Source organism: Variovorax sp. CCNWLW225, assembly GCF_037204045.1.
Classification (GTDB): Bacteria; Pseudomonadota; Gammaproteobacteria; order Burkholderiales; family Burkholderiaceae_C; genus Variovorax.
On the sequence record NZ_JBBCBV010000016.1, the window covers coordinates 83,883 to 97,512 of the forward strand.

12 protein-coding genes are annotated in these 13,630 nt (G+C 64.5%); 8 read left to right on the plus strand and 4 right to left on the minus strand.

What is annotated here, in order from left to right:
- Positions 1-26 precede the first annotated feature (26 nt).
- Positions 27-992 carry a GDP-mannose 4,6-dehydratase gene (locus V9L20_RS21800; protein WP_337298197.1) on the minus strand — a complete coding sequence of 322 codons (966 nt, stop codon included), beginning with the start codon at positions 990-992 and terminating at the stop codon, positions 27-29.
- Between the two features lie 181 nt (positions 993-1,173).
- On the opposite strand from V9L20_RS21800, the gene V9L20_RS21805 reads away from it, so the two are divergent.
- Positions 1,174-3,756 carry a glycosyltransferase gene (locus V9L20_RS21805; RefSeq protein ID WP_337298198.1) on the plus strand — a complete coding sequence of 861 codons (2,583 nt, stop codon included), beginning with the start codon at positions 1,174-1,176 and terminating at the stop codon, positions 3,754-3,756.
- Here V9L20_RS21805 and V9L20_RS21810 read toward each other — a convergent pair.
- Positions 3,686-4,819, minus strand: coding sequence for an NAD-dependent epimerase/dehydratase family protein (locus tag V9L20_RS21810; protein ID WP_337298199.1), 1,134 nt, complete (start codon positions 4,817-4,819; stop codon positions 3,686-3,688). The genes V9L20_RS21805 and V9L20_RS21810 overlap by 71 nt on opposite strands.
- A 161-nt stretch (positions 4,820-4,980) precedes the next feature.
- Here V9L20_RS21810 and V9L20_RS21815 point away from each other — a divergent pair, with 161 nt between their 5' ends.
- On the plus strand, positions 4,981-6,099 hold the full coding sequence (locus V9L20_RS21815; protein WP_337298200.1) for an acyltransferase family protein: 1,119 nt from the start codon (positions 4,981-4,983) through the stop codon (positions 6,097-6,099).
- Here V9L20_RS21815 and V9L20_RS21820 read toward each other — a convergent pair.
- Together V9L20_RS21820 and V9L20_RS21825 are read right to left on the minus strand one after the other, a co-directional pair.
- Positions 6,026-6,754 (minus strand): hypothetical protein, encoded by a 729-nt coding sequence (locus V9L20_RS21820; RefSeq protein WP_337298201.1) that lies wholly within the window; start codon positions 6,752-6,754, stop codon positions 6,026-6,028. The two genes, V9L20_RS21815 and V9L20_RS21820, sit on opposite strands and share 74 nt — an antisense overlap.
- Positions 6,755-6,804: 50 nt before the next feature.
- Positions 6,805-7,947 carry a glycosyltransferase family 4 protein gene (locus V9L20_RS21825; protein ID WP_337298202.1) on the minus strand — a complete coding sequence of 381 codons (1,143 nt, stop codon included), beginning with the start codon at positions 7,945-7,947 and terminating at the stop codon, positions 6,805-6,807.
- Between V9L20_RS21825 and V9L20_RS21830 the strand changes: the two genes are divergently transcribed.
- From V9L20_RS21830 to V9L20_RS21855, 6 genes are all read left to right on the plus strand, one after another.
- Complete coding sequence (locus tag V9L20_RS21830; RefSeq protein WP_337298203.1) at positions 7,927-8,253, plus strand: hypothetical protein; 327 nt, start codon at positions 7,927-7,929, stop codon at positions 8,251-8,253. The two genes, V9L20_RS21825 and V9L20_RS21830, sit on opposite strands and share 21 nt — an antisense overlap.
- Positions 8,254-8,471: 218 nt before the next feature.
- Complete coding sequence (locus V9L20_RS21835) at positions 8,472-9,398, plus strand: glycosyltransferase (RefSeq protein WP_337298204.1); 927 nt, start codon at positions 8,472-8,474, stop codon at positions 9,396-9,398.
- 1 nt (position 9,399) lies between these two features.
- Entirely contained in the window at positions 9,400-9,822 is a 423-nt protein-coding gene (locus V9L20_RS21840) for a hypothetical protein (RefSeq protein ID WP_337298205.1), read from the plus strand.
- Positions 9,819-11,057, plus strand: a complete 1,239-nt coding sequence (locus V9L20_RS21845; protein ID WP_337298206.1) for a glycosyltransferase family 4 protein — start codon at positions 9,819-9,821, stop codon at positions 11,055-11,057. The genes V9L20_RS21840 and V9L20_RS21845 overlap by 4 nt, the downstream gene beginning before the upstream one ends.
- 158 nt (positions 11,058-11,215) lie before the next feature.
- Positions 11,216-12,238 carry a D-xylose ABC transporter substrate-binding protein gene (gene xylF / locus V9L20_RS21850; RefSeq protein WP_337298207.1) on the plus strand — a complete coding sequence of 341 codons (1,023 nt, stop codon included), beginning with the start codon at positions 11,216-11,218 and terminating at the stop codon, positions 12,236-12,238.
- 127 nt (positions 12,239-12,365) lie between these two features.
- Positions 12,366-13,556 carry a sugar ABC transporter permease gene (locus tag V9L20_RS21855; RefSeq protein ID WP_258502823.1) on the plus strand — a complete coding sequence of 397 codons (1,191 nt, stop codon included), beginning with the start codon at positions 12,366-12,368 and terminating at the stop codon, positions 13,554-13,556.
- Positions 13,557-13,630 lie beyond the last annotated feature (74 nt).

The following is a 13,630-nucleotide window of genomic DNA, read 5'->3' on the forward strand; positions in this document are numbered from 1 at the left end:
GACGATGGCCTCGATGGGCCCGCCGTTCACCGGACGTAGCTGCCGCGCGGCAGCAGTTGCGGATGCGCCTGGAAGAATTCGACTGTGCGGCGGATGCCTTCCTCGATGTTCACTTGGGGGCGCCAGGGAGTTGCAGCGGTGAAGGCGGCGTTGGAGGACACCAGCCGGTCGACTTCGCTGTTTTCCGGCCGGAGGCGCTGTGCATCGGACTCGATTCGCGCCGGCACGTCCATCACGCGCAGGATGGTCCGTGCCAGTTCTCCAACCGAGATGCTCTCCCCGGTTCCGAGGTTGTAGACACCCCCGACCACCGACTCGTTGCTGGCTGCCGCAATGAAGCCGGCCACCGTATCCTCCACGAAGGTCAGATCCCGCACAGGCGTGGTCGCTCCGAGTTGGATGGCTTCAGGACGGCCAAGAGCTTGGCCGATGATGGCCGGGATGACGGCGCGCGCTGACTGGCGGGGGCCGTAGGTATTGAATGGCCGTACCGTGACGGCCCTCACCCCGAAACTCCGAACATACGACTCCACCAGCTTGTCGGCTGCGATCTTGGTGGCGGCATACGGCGATTGCGCCTGAAGCGGGTGTGCCTCGTCCATCGGCACATACTGTGCACTGCCGTAGACCTCGGATGTGCTGGTGTGCACAAGCAGCGGCTGACCGCACGCGCGCACGGCTTCCAGGATGTTCAGCGTACCGCCCACGTTGGTGTGCAGATAGCTTCTCGGCGCCGAATAGGAGTAGGGGATGGCAATCAGCGCGCCCAGATGGAAAACGGCTTCGCAGCCGTCGACCAGATTCTTGACGAACTCGCCGTCGTTGAGATCGCCATGAACGATCTTGACCTGCGACAGGACATCGGGAGCGGTCAGCGCGAGATTGCCGATGCTAGCGGCCGCGTTGTAGCGCAGCAGTGCGCGCACGTTCGCGCCTTCCCGCACAAGAGCCTCGACGAGGTGACTGCCAATGAAACCGCCTGCGCCGGTCACAAGAACTTGCCTGTTTCGCAAAGTCATCTCCTTCGTTGCGGCCGGACAGACGTTTCGCCTATCCTGCCGTTGGTTTAAAGTTTAGTCGGCAATGTATCCACATTTGTGTCGCTCTCGGAAGAGGTGACACCCTCTACCGCAAGAGAAGACCGCTCGCCAACGCCTGGAGTAAGAAGATCGAATGCAAGGCTCGGAAACGAGGGCAGGTTCGCCTGTGGCAGGCAATCACGAACTGGTGTCGATCGTCATACCGGTCTTCAACGGCGCGCGCTACCTGGGCGAAGCCATCCGCAGTGCGCTTGGCCAGACCTGGCCGGCAGTGGAAGTAATTGTTGTCAATGATGGATCGGACGACGGCGGTGCGACGCAGCGTGTGATCGAAAGCTTCGGTACCGCAGTGCGCGTGATCGTGAAGCCCAACGGCGGAGTTGCCACGGCGCTGAATGCCGGCATTGCCGCCATGCGGGGAGCGTGGTTCAGCTGGCTGAGTCATGACGACCTGTATCTTCCCCGCAAGATCGAGCGCTACATGGAAGTGCTCGCCACAGCGCCTGAGGGTGCCGTGGCGTTCGGCGATACCGAGTACATCGACGGGCGAGGCGAGTTGCTGCACCGTGCTGAATTCACGCGCGGATTTTGCGCGCAGGACGATCCGCGCTGGAATGTGCTGGAAGGTCGCATCAACGGCTGTGCGATGCTGATTCCGCGCGTCTGCCTGGAGGCTTGCGGACCATTCGATCCAGCCCTGCCGACTACGCAGGACTATGCGTATTGGTTCCGGATGGCGAGCCGTTATCCGCTCATACCAGTGCGGGAGGCGCTTGTACGCGGGCGGGTGCACAGCGAGCAAGGGTCGCGGCATTCACGGCACCTCGAAGAGGCAAATCTGCTCTGGGTCTGGATGCTCGAGTGCCTGGACGCGGAAGACAGTACGCCGGCGGTACGAAAGGCACGGCTGTATCGCGTGCTCAAGTTCCTGCGCGTGAGTTCGTATGCGGGCGCTCGTGCATATGTCGAAGCCCGGTTGGGCGAGCTGTTGGCAGATGCACCCGTGGCGTTGGTGTGCGCAGCCGATGATGGCAGCGCGGGCGCTGCCCTGCAGTCGCTTGCCGCGGCTGGCGGCGCTTGCAAGGAACTGATGCTGATCGATCGAGCGGCCGACGCGGACACCGCATTGCGCATTGCAGCGACGCGGTGGCCTATCTCGGCCGTGACCATTCGTCTTCCGGGTGCGGCTGCGCATGCGGCCAGCGCGGTGCGTGCCGCGCTGCGGCACAGCCGTGCGCGCTTGCTGGTATTTCTCGACCTGTCCCTCGGACCGATCGATGCGCAAATGCTGCGGGATGCGCTGCTGGCGGTGGATTGCGGCGCCGTGCAAAGCGCCAACGCCGGCGATGTGGCATCGCCGGGCTCTTCCTGGTTGGGACCGTTGCGAGCTGCCGTGATCGACAGGGACGCCGCGGCTGAATGCATGCAGATCGGCGACGATGCAGCTGCCATGCGGGCGCTGCTGTCCAGGCTCGCGCCATCGTCGCCCCCCTCCGGTACTGTGGGCGTTCCGCCGCGGGCCTTGCCTCCGGCCGTCGAGCGCGGCGCAGTCGGGCAGGCTCGCCTTCCCCTGAGCGTGGCGTTGCGGCCGACCTGTCCCACGCTGCTGATCGTCGTGCACGGCTGGGGCGGCGGCACCATCCGTTATGCCGAGACTCTCGCGCAATTGCATCGCGCTCAGGTCAATGTGCTGTTCGGGTGGGGAGTCGCCGAAGAAACGTTCTTCCTTTCCTCCGTTGGCGCGGAGGCTCCGGAAATCGCCTACCGGATGCCCGCCGAGATGAACCAGCTCAGCGCCGACCTGCGGGACCTTCAGGTCGCACGCGTCGACGTGATGCACACCATCGGCATGGACACGCATCTCGAAGCCCTCATCGATCGGCTGGGCGTGCCCTTCGATCTCACTTTCCTGGACTATCACCAGGTCGCAACCCAGCCGCATCTCGTGGATGAAACCGGCGTCTTCGTAGGCGACGACGCACTGGCCGGCGAGGAGTGGCCGTTCAAGCGCAGCGCGCGCTTTCAACGCCTTCGGGCGGCCGATCGTCTCATCGCATGCAGCCGCGACCTTGCAAGCCGCATCGAGCGGCTCGCGCCGGGGCTGCGCGTGCTGGCTGTCCGGCTCCCCGAACCGGGCAATCCCGAACGATTTGCCCTGCATGCCCCGCCGCTGGCCGATGGCGAGGAGCTGCGCGTCCTGTGCCTGGGGCGTTTCGCGCCGCACAAGGGTGCGAGCATCGTCATGGATGTTGCTGAACTGCTGCGGACACGAGGGCTGCGCATCCGGATCGACTGGCTCGGCGGCATCTTGACACCGCCTCCACTGGACATGCTGATGAACCCGCACGTGCGGCTTCTGGGCGAGTACCGGCAGGGCGAACTCAACGCCTGGGTCTGCCGGCTGCGTCCGCACCTGGCATGGTTGCCGTTCAGTGCACCCGAGACGCACAGCTTTGCTTTGTCGGAGGTGATGCTGCAGGGCCTTCCTATCCTCAGCACGGGCCTGGGTGCTGTCGCCGAGCGGCTGTTCGGCCGGCCGGCCAGCTGGGTGCTGACGCCGGAAGAAGTCTCGGCGGAAAACATCGTGAACCGGTTGGAGGCCTTGCAACGTCAGCGGATGGCGACGCCCGCACGATGGCTGCCCGTCAATCACCTGCCGCCGCTGTCGGCGCACTTCTACGAGCGTGAATACCTGCGTCCGTTGGCTGCATCTTGAGCCGGGCGCCGGGCGCCGACGCGACGCACCCGGCGAAAGCCGGCGCCACCGCATTCGCGTCGGCGACGGCACTGGCGGATGCGGGCGAATCCAGGCGCTGAGCCGTCCACAAAGCCTCGATGCAGGCGCCGAGGTCGACCCTCGGCACCGCGATGCCCAGCGCTTGCAGGCAGGACGTGTCCCCGAGCATCACATCCACGGAGCTGACCCCGCGCTGGGCATGCTCGATCTCGACCTGCACATCCATTCCGCATGCATCGATCAGCATTTGAACCAGCTCATCCATGCGCACGGCATGTCCCGTGCAGACCGGCACCACGCGGCCGACCACGTGGGGATGCACGGCCAGTTCCGAAAGCACCCGCACTGCGTCGCCGAGGGCGACCACATCCCGCAGCGCACCCAGATGCCCCGTACGCAGCACGCCGCCCGTCGATGGCAGTGCCGCGAGCGCGCGCGCGAATCGTCCCATGGCTAGGTGCGGGCCCATGCCGGGCCCGATGATGTTGAACAACCGTGCCACGACGACCGGTACGCCCGCAGCGGCGGCTGCAAGCGCCATACGGGTCTGAGACAGCTTGGCCGCGCCGTAGGGCGTTACCGGCGCGCAAGGCGTGTGCTCGCCAGCGGGCAGGGCTGCCGTAGTCAGCGGGCCGTACTCCGCCGCTGAACCGATCAGGACGATGCGCGGCGGCCGCTCCATGGCAGCGGCGGCTCGCAAGAGTGCTTCCGTCGCGCGCAGTTCGGTATCGAAGGTCTGTGGATACACGGGGGCCGTCGAGCCCGCCAGATGGAACACGATCTCGGGTGCGGCGCGATGCAACTGCGCCTGCAGCTGCGGCTCATCCGAGAAGTCCGCGCACAACAGCTGTGCGCCAGGCAAAGGCACCGCGGGCGGCCGCCGCAAAAGGCAAGTCAGGACTGCGCCGTTGGCATGCAGGTGCTGCGCCAAGGCGCGTCCGATGAATCCGCTGGCTCCGGTAATCAATGCAGGCACCGGCGCGTGCGGCGTCGCAACATCCCTGTCTTGCGTGACGGATCGCGCTTGGCAGTCTTTGCTCATCGATGTTCTGTCTCCAGTGGTTCGAACGGCGCCGGAACAGTTTATAACCACACAGATCCATATCAACAATCCGGGCAGTGCATTCGCAGTGTGATCGTGTGTGTGTCCAGCGCAGCTCGGGCATATGCGAACGCCGTTCAGATCGCCCCCATGGAGACCGCATGCCAATAGCACCCAGCGAACAGAACCAAGGGTTGCGCGCGTTGCGCGGCCTGGCCGCCTTGCTTGTTTTCTTCCAGCACATCATCTGGCAGGCAAACCTGATCTCTCCAGGTCCGGTCGATTTGCTGTACGCCTTCAATCTCGGCGGCATCGGGGTTCTTTGCTTCTTTGCACTGTCTGCGTTCCTGATTTCGGCAAAGGCCTCCGATCCGCCGCTTCGCTTCGTGGTCGAGCGCCTCCGGCGAGTTGTCCCGGGCTTCTGGGTCGCGCTGCTGCTCGCCGCGCTACTGGACTACGTGCGGATCGGCACGAATGGGTTGAGTTGGCAGCTCTTCGCCTTCCTGCCGCTGGGCGATGTGCCCTCAGTCAGCGTGCCGTACTGGACGTTGTACTACGAAGTACTGCTCTATGCGCTCATCTTCGTCGTTGCGCGTGTGTCGGTTCGGCTCGTGGGCCCGTTCATCGTGGTGTGGGCCGTGGTGGCTTGGGTCTGGCAGGACAGGCCCTATGGCAACGGACACTATCTGTTCCCTACGTGGTATCACATGGCGTTCCCGGTGTTTGCCGGATTCTTCGGGGTCGGGGTTCTCGTCTCATGGCGCTCCCGCTGGCCTGTTGCGCCGGAACGGCGGCAATGGATGCTGCTGATGAATTTAGCGTTAGCGATGGTGTGCTTCGCTACTCCCGGGCTCACGAAGATGGCATGGGCGCATGAACTGTTCTACGCCCGCCCTTACATCCTGCTGCCCGACCTCCTGCGACCCGACATCGGAATGCTCTACCTTCTCCTCGGGACAGCGTTTGCATTGCGGGCCGCGGTTCTATGGCGTGCCACCGGATGGGGCGGCCGCATGCTCGGCATGTTCGGCGATCTCTCGTACGGCATCTACCTGATCCACATTGCTGTCATGTTCATTGGCGGTTGGCTGATTGCCCGCACCGGCATTGCAATGAGCTATGCGACGGCGGCTGTCGTGCTGACGCTTTTCGCCTTGCCTCTTTCCATGCTGTTCGGCTGGTGGGAGTTCAGGCTCCAGCAGTGGCTCAAGCAGATGCAGCGCTTGTGGCGGTCGCGCCGGCAGCCCTCCGCGCTGGAGATGGGTCAGCCGGCCATGTGATCGAGCCCATGCGCTCGCGCATGCGCCAATGCGTCTCTCCCTTGGCAAGCTCATGCCAGAAGCGCCGGCGGTAGTGAAAGGTCGCGGGCATGATTCGATGGCGCTGTCCCGCCGATGCAATATTGCAGTGCCACCAGCGTTCGACTTCGCCCAGGCCGCGCGCCGCGTCTTCCTCCGGAAAAGGAAACGATTCCATCAGCTCTCGCTCGCACAGGAAGCCGGTTGGCAGCGTATCGGCCGACAGAAGAGCCTCGACTTCGCCGTCGGCCTCCGAGAACAGTCGAAAAGTCATGCCTTCGGTGGAGAAGTGGTCGCCGGAATAGGTAAGCAGCATTTCGGGATGCCAGATGCCGCCTTCGGAAATGACGCCGCGTAGGCCCGCCAGCAGCCAGTTGGCGCTCCACAGATCGGTGCCGTCGGCCCATGCCAGGTAGCGCCCGCGCGCCGCCCCAGCGGCGGCATTGCGCAACGCGCTTCCGATGGTTTCGCCGCTTGTCAGAATTTCCCAGGACGCGTCCAGGTTGTCGCTGCACCATGAGGCGACGCGCGCCTGTTGGGCGTGCATCACCACCAGCGACTGCACCGAAAAGCCCGCGCTTTCCGCAAGGCCACGTGCACGCCGCGCGGCGTGCACGCAGCCATGAAAGGTTGGCACGTGATCGCACGCGAAGAGGACGATAGAGAGATCCGGAGTCTGCAAAGGCGTCATGCTCTTCCTGTGTCGAGATAGCCTGGAATGGCGTGGAAGCTGCGGCGAAAGTTTTCCCAGGAGTGTCGCTGCGCCAGGCGGGCTTGCGCGGCCGCAACGCGCCGTTGTGCTTCATCGGGCCGGGCGCGGATTTCGTCGAGCGCGGCGATGTATTCCTCGACGGCGTCGGGGCCGCTCACGAGCCAGCCGGTGTCCTCGTCGATCAGTTCGCCGATGCCTCCTACATCCGGCGCCACCACCGGCAGGCCGAACGCGACCGCCTCCAGCACCGCAATCGGCATGCCCTCGGCCATGGTGGTGAAAACGAAAGAGTCGAACTGCTCGAATGGTATGTCGGCCAGGATGCCGAAGGCGCCGTGCCGATGCACATTGTGAGCGGCATCGATCCACGACAGGTCGAGCGGAAGCGATCCCTTTTCCTGGCGGTCGCCGTAGATGTGGAAGCTGCGGTCCGGGCAGCGCTCGGCAATGTTCTTAAGAACGTCCAGGCGTTTTTCCCAGGCCACGCGGCTCATCCAGAGCGAACGGCGCACCCCGGGGTCCCGGAATGGCCGCATGTCGGCTTGCGGATTGCCGCGCAAGCCGACCACGGGCGTGGGCGTCAGATGGAAGCGCGCAAGGTCTTCGTGCGGCAGTGCATACGTGGCCCGGGCGCGTTCGACTACACGCCGGTTGTCCACGATGAATCCGGCCATGTCGTCGAGCGTGTCGGGCAGGTATTGCCAGAATGCGCCCACCGGAATGTCTTCCATGATGCGGATGTCGCTGTACACGTTGCCGAACAGGCGCGTGTCGCGGCTGTACTGCGCGCCGCGGTAGCGGAACGCCAGCCATGCCACCGTGCTGTTCACGGTATGGACCGTGGCGGGGCGGAACTGCACCATCAGCCGATCGAACAATTCCAGGCGTGTGTCTGAATCCATCTGAGTATCGAGATCGTTGAACGCCAGGATCGGCATGCCGTAGCGGCGTTGCTCGCTCAAAGGCAGATCGAAGATGGCTTCGGGTGCAACGACGCAGCATTCATCTTCGTCGTAGTGCTCGGCAAGCATTCGCAGCAGGTTCTGGCTCACCCGCTCGGAACCGCCGTTGAAGCCCAGCCACGGAAGCGCAACGATATGGCGAACCTTGCGCGGCATGCGCGCCAGCGCGTCGCGCATCAGGCGGCCGCGCAACACGGCTGGAGGCGGCTGCCGACCGGCGCGCACGATGGACTGGAAGGCTTCACTGGGATTGAGGACGTGCGCGACTTCGCGCAGTTCGTCAAGATCTGCCCGAAGCGCGGGCCAGAGTTCATCGAATCGATCTGGCGCAGGCGCGGCGGGTTGCGGCTCCGCGCCGGCAACCGCAGTGGGCTCAAGCTGCGGACGCGGTTCAGCGACAGGTTCGGCTTGGGATTCGGACGGTTGCGAGGCCGGCGTTCGGGCATTGGGTGGCGGGCCTAACGCATCTGGAAAAAAAGCCCGAACGATTCGCGCCAGCAATCGTGCGGCGGGCCGGGTTGCCGGCCAGTGGTGTACCGCGGCCTGAGCCATCTTCAACAAGATCATTCGCCAACATCACCTTCGCCGCCGACGCCTGCGCAGCGTCAGTGGCAGCAGATTGACGTGCTCATGGCGATCCTTTAGCCTCGGCCGCCACGATTCATTCTAAACAGCCACTGGTGCCTCCTGCCGTCTCCGTCATCACGCCTACGTTCAATCGCGCGGACATGCTTCCAGAGACGCTGGACAGCATCCTCTCGCAGCCTTTCAAGGACCTGGAATACATACTTGTCGATGACGGTTCGACCGACGGCACGCGCGAACTCGCTCGCGCGTACGGCGACAAGATCCAGTATCTGCACCATGCCAACGCTGGCGAATCGGCGTCCGTCAACCGCGGGTGGGCGCAAGCCAGGGGGCGCTACGCCGCCATCGTGTCTTCCGACGACCCCATGCTGCCCGGATGGCTTGAGGAGAGCGTTGCATTCATGGACGCGAATCCGCATGTGCTGGTTTGCTACCCGGACTGGCGCATCATCGACAAGGCATCCCAGACAGTGAGTGTCGTTACCACTTTTGAATACACGCTCGAGGCGATGGTCGGGTGGCTGCATACTTTTCCAGGACCCGGAGCGCTGATCCGGCGCGCGCCATTGCAACACCTGCCCCGGCTGCGCGATCCACGCTACCGCTACATGCCGGATCTCGAGTGCTGGTTGACGCTGGGGCTGATCGGCCCCTTCGCGCGAGTTCCCAAGGTGCTGGCGACTTGGCGCCAGCACGAAGGCTCCATTACCGTGGCCGACCGGTCTTTGCGGCGCGCGCAGGAGTTCATCGAACTCGCGACGACATACTTCCGACGCCCCGAGGTGCCGGCCGCGCTGCAGCCGCTGAGGGTGCCTGCCCTGAGCCGTGCGCATTGGTATGCCAGCTGGGTGCTGCAGGAAACGGCGCCGGTGCGTTCGGCCTTGCATCTGCGGCGCTCCTACGCATTGATGCCGGAAGATCTGCCGGGAATGCCGGCTCAGTTGAAGCGCTTCGAGCGGCCTTCGCGCAAGGCCGTGCTGCGCACCATGCGACAGGCTGTCGCGCATCGGTGGAGCTGAGTTGCGTCGCGTGCTGCTGGATCTTCGCGAGAGCGACACGCTGCGTGGCTTCCATGTCGCCGCGGCGGCCATGCTGATGGCGTCGTCGCTTGGCACGGTGGCTTGCCAGGCAATTGGAGGCGCGGAAGGCGACGAGCGGCTGGCGCTGGATCTGCTCGCTCACGACACCCAGGTGAATTTCGAACCCTGGACCGAGGGCGATGCGATGGATCTGCTGATTGTGACGGCCGAGCAATGGCCCGATGATCCGCTCTCTGCTCGGGCCATCGCGTCCTCGCGGACCGTATTGTTCGGCGACGCAAGCTTCAGGCTGCGGCGTGGTTCGGACGCTCCGGCTGTTCCTCCCGGCGTGGTGACTGTCGATGGCCATGACACCGCGGCTCTGGCGCGGCGTGCGCTCGAGCTGCTTGGCCAGGGTTCATGAGCGGCACGCGTGTTCACCGGCTGATGCTGGTCGGCATACCCAACAGTCCGCACCTGCATCGTTGGGCTCGGATGATCGCGCGTCCGGATGTGTGCATCGTCATCGTGCCGTCTGTTGCGTTGAGGTATGAGTTGCCTCCGGATATCCGGCCCGTAGAGCTGTCCGCATTGACTCCGGATTTGCCTGCCGGCATCTACATGCTGCATATCGAAGGCTTGTCGGGAGCATCGCGGCGAACGGATGACTCGACCGGCTATCGTCCGCTGACGCACCACTTCGTCTCGCCGGCATTGCTGCTCGACCCCGGGTGCCTGATAGATGCCATCCACGCATTCCAGCCGCAGATACTGCATGCGCATGAAATACAGATGGCCGGCTACGTCTGTCTCGAAGCCGCGCGGCGCATGGAACACCGCTTTCCCCGCTGGATCATGTCGAACTGGGGAAGCGACACGGCGCTGTATCACAAGTTTCCGGAGCACCGGGAGCGGCTCGAAGCGGTGGTCAAGCGGGCAGCGCTCTACTTGCCGGACTGTTGCCGCGACTATGCCATTGCGCGCCGGCTTGGGTATCGGGGCCCCGTGCTGGCCGTGCTTCCATCTTCGGGCGGCATGGATCTTGAGCCGCTGCTCGGCGTGCCCAGGCTGCCGCCTTCTCGCCGGCGCACGCTGCTGGTGAAGGGCTATCACAACTGGGCGGGGCGGGCGATGCTGATCCTGTCGGCCATTGCGCTCGTGCGCCGTCAACTCGCGGGGGTGAAGATTCGCATTGCCGCCGCAAGCCCTGTGATCGAGTCAGCTGCCCGCCGCCTATCGCGCGAGACCGGGCTCGATGTCGCAGTGCTGCCTTATACGGATGACCACCTCGAAGCCATGGCACGGCTGGCGGAAGCACGCGCGGTGGTCGGCATCAGCATTTCCGACGGCTTGCCAACGACCGTGCTCGAGGCTATGGCAACAGGCGCACTGCCCATTCAGAGTTCGACCGCATGCGTGGGCGAGTGGCTCCAGCATGGCGTAGGGGGGCTTGTGGTCTCGCCGCACGACACGCGCGAAATTGCCGAAGCGATCGTGCGCGCAATGACCGACGACGCGCTGGTCGAATCGGCAGCACGGGTCAACCTGGAGGTGGTGCGGCTGCGCTGGTCATTGGCTACCAACGCGCGCCGCGCATGGGAAATCTACGACGGTACCCACCGCGAATCCGAGACTGCTGGGAATCGGTCTTTCTCCTGAGCCATGGCGTTGTGAACGCGCGTACACATGATGTTGCGCGTTCACGGGAATTCCCGAATGCCCACCGGGTTGCACCAATGGGATAGTTAGTTCGCCCTTCAAACTAACTAATTTCTTACACGGCGTTTTCGCCGGGCACCACCACAGGAGAGACATCGATGCAACTCAAGCACACCTTGGCCGCCATGGCCTTCGGCCTCACCGCAGTGAGCGCATTGGCCCAGACCGTGGTCGGCGTGAGCTGGTCCAACTTCCAGGAAGAGCGATGGAAGACGGACGAGGCCGCCATCAAGGCCCAGCTCGAGAAGCTCGGCGCCAAGTACATCAGCGCCGATGCGGGTGGTTCGCCTGAAAAGCAGTTGGGCGATATCGAGGGGCTGATGTCCAAGGGTGCCAAGGCGCTCATCGTGCTTGCGATGGACAAGGACGCGATCTTGCCCGCCATCACCAAGGCCACGCGCCAGAAGGTGCCCGTGGTGGCGTATGACCGGTTGATCGAAGCGCCCGGTGTTTTCTACATCACGTTTGACAACGTCGAGGTCGGCCGCATGGAGGCGCGCGAGGTGTTCAAGGTCAAGCCCAAGGGCAACTACGTGATCATCAAGGGCTCGCCGAGCGACCCGAACGCGGACTTTTTGCGTGCGGGCCAGCAAGAGGTGCTGGACGCCGCCGTGAAGAAGGGCGACATCAAGATCGTCGGCGACGAATACACCGAAGGCTGGAAGCCCGAGGTCGCGCAAAAGAACATGGAGCAGATCCTCACCAAGGTCGGCAACAAGGTCGACGCGGTGGTGGCAGCGAACGATGGCACCGCCGGCGGCGCGGTGGCCGCGCTCACGGCCAAGGGCCTGCGCGGCATTCCGGTGTCGGGCCAAGACGCCGATTTCGCGGCGCTCAACCGCATCGCACTCGGCACGCAGACCGCCACCATCTTCAAGGACTCGCGCGAGCTTGGGCGCGAAGCCGCCAGCGCCGCCATCGCGCTGTCACAAGGCAAGCCGGTCGAAAAGGCCGCGCCGTGGAATTCGGGGCCGAAGAAGATTTCGCTGTCATCCCGCCTGCTCACGCCGGTGCCTGTCACGCGCGACAACCTCGACGTGGTCATCAAGGCCGGCTGGATCAAGAAGGACGAGCTCTGCAAGGGCGTCCCGGCGGCCAGCGCGCCAGCGGCCTGCAAGTAGCAACAGTAGCGACAGCCACAGCGGCGAACACAGCCGCTCGCAATTGATCCGCGCAGCACTGCGCCGGCCGGCCAGCGGGCCCGGCCGGAGAGCCGGCGCGCACCCGTACCTTCGAGAGGGCAAAAAAATGAGCAACCAAACACCAGGCTGGTGGCGGCGCACCGGCGTCGACTTGCGGCTGCTGTTGATGAGCGTGCTGCTGATCGCGATGGGCGTGGTCTTCAACGTGATGTCCGGCGGCGTGTTTCTTTCGCCCGAGAACCTCTACAACGTGGCGCAGCAGACGGCCGTGGTGGGCATCGTGTCGACGGTGATGGTGCTGGTCATCGTCGCGCGCCACATCGACCTCTCGGTGGGCTCCGTCATGGGCTTCGTCGGCGTGCTGATCGCCTACCTGCAATACACCTCGGGCTGGTCGTGGCCCACGGCCTGCCTGGCGGGCCTTGCGGTGGCGCTGCTGGTGTCCATCTACCAGGGCTGGCTCACCGCCATGCTGGGCGTACCGTCGTTCGTCGTCACGCTGGGCGGCCTGATGTCGTTTCGCGGCGCGGCCTTCCTGGTGGCCGACGGCAAGACACAGCCCGTGAACGACGAGTTCTTTCAGCGGCTCGGCGGAGGCTACGACGGAGGCATCGGCACCACGGCAACCTGGGCTATCGCTGCTTTCGTGGCACTGGTGCTGTTCGCCCGCATGCTGCAGAAGCGCCGCGCCCGCGCCCATCATGAAATGCCCAACGAGCCGCTGTGGATGGAGGTGCTGCTGACGGCGGTGCCCGCAGCTGTGGTGTTCGTCTTCGCGGCGGTCATGAACAACTACCAGATTGCCTCTAAGGACGCGCCGCAGGGCCTGCCGATTCCGGTGCTGATCTGGGCCGTGGTGGCTATCGTGCTCTCGTTCATCGTGCACCGCACGCGCTTCGGCCGCTACGTGTTCGCGATGGGCGGCAACCCCGATGCGGCGGCGCTGGTGGGCATTCCGGTGAAGCGCGTCACGCTGATGCTGTTCGCGTTGCTCGCGGTGCTGGTCACGGTGGCGGCCATCGTGTCGATTGCACGCCTCAATGCCGGCACCAACTCGCTGGGCACCGGCATGGAGCTGTACGTGATCGCGGCGGCCGTCATCGGCGGCACCGCACTCGCGGGCGGTACCGGCTCGATCTTCGGCTCGGTGCTGGGCGCACTCATCATGCAATCGCTCGACAGCGGCATGCTGCTGCTCGACGTGCCCATCGGCAAGCGCATGGTGATCATCGGGCAGGTGCTGATCGTGGCGGTAGTGTTCGACGTGCTGTATCGGCGCAAGTTTGGGGAGAACTAGGGCGTGTTAACACTACTGGCGTGACTCCAGGCTCATATCGGAAACTCCGGGTATGGAGATCACGCAAGCCCAAT

Bases quoted from the DNA above. Each gene is read 5' to 3' on its own strand.
- V9L20_RS21830 (WP_337298203.1), top strand. From the start codon at position 7,927: ATGGCGAACCTTGCGCGGCATGCGCGCCAGCGCGTCGCGCATCAGGCG.
- V9L20_RS21845 (WP_337298206.1), top strand. From the start codon at position 9,819: ATGAGCGGCACGCGTGTTCACCGGCTGATGCTGGTCGGCATACCCAAC.
- V9L20_RS21815 (WP_337298200.1), top strand. From the start codon at position 4,981: ATGCCAATAGCACCCAGCGAACAGAACCAAGGGTTGCGCGCGTTGCGC.
- V9L20_RS21805 (WP_337298198.1), top strand. From the start codon at position 1,174: ATGCAAGGCTCGGAAACGAGGGCAGGTTCGCCTGTGGCAGGCAATCAC.
- V9L20_RS21810 (WP_337298199.1), bottom strand. From the start codon at position 4,819: ATGAGCAAAGACTGCCAAGCGCGATCCGTCACGCAAGACAGGGATGTT.
- V9L20_RS21855 (WP_258502823.1), top strand. From the start codon at position 12,366: ATGAGCAACCAAACACCAGGCTGGTGGCGGCGCACCGGCGTCGACTTG.
- V9L20_RS21825 (WP_337298202.1), bottom strand. From the start codon at position 7,947: ATGCCGCGCAAGGTTCGCCATATCGTTGCGCTTCCGTGGCTGGGCTTC.
- xylF (WP_337298207.1), top strand. From the start codon at position 11,216: ATGCAACTCAAGCACACCTTGGCCGCCATGGCCTTCGGCCTCACCGCA.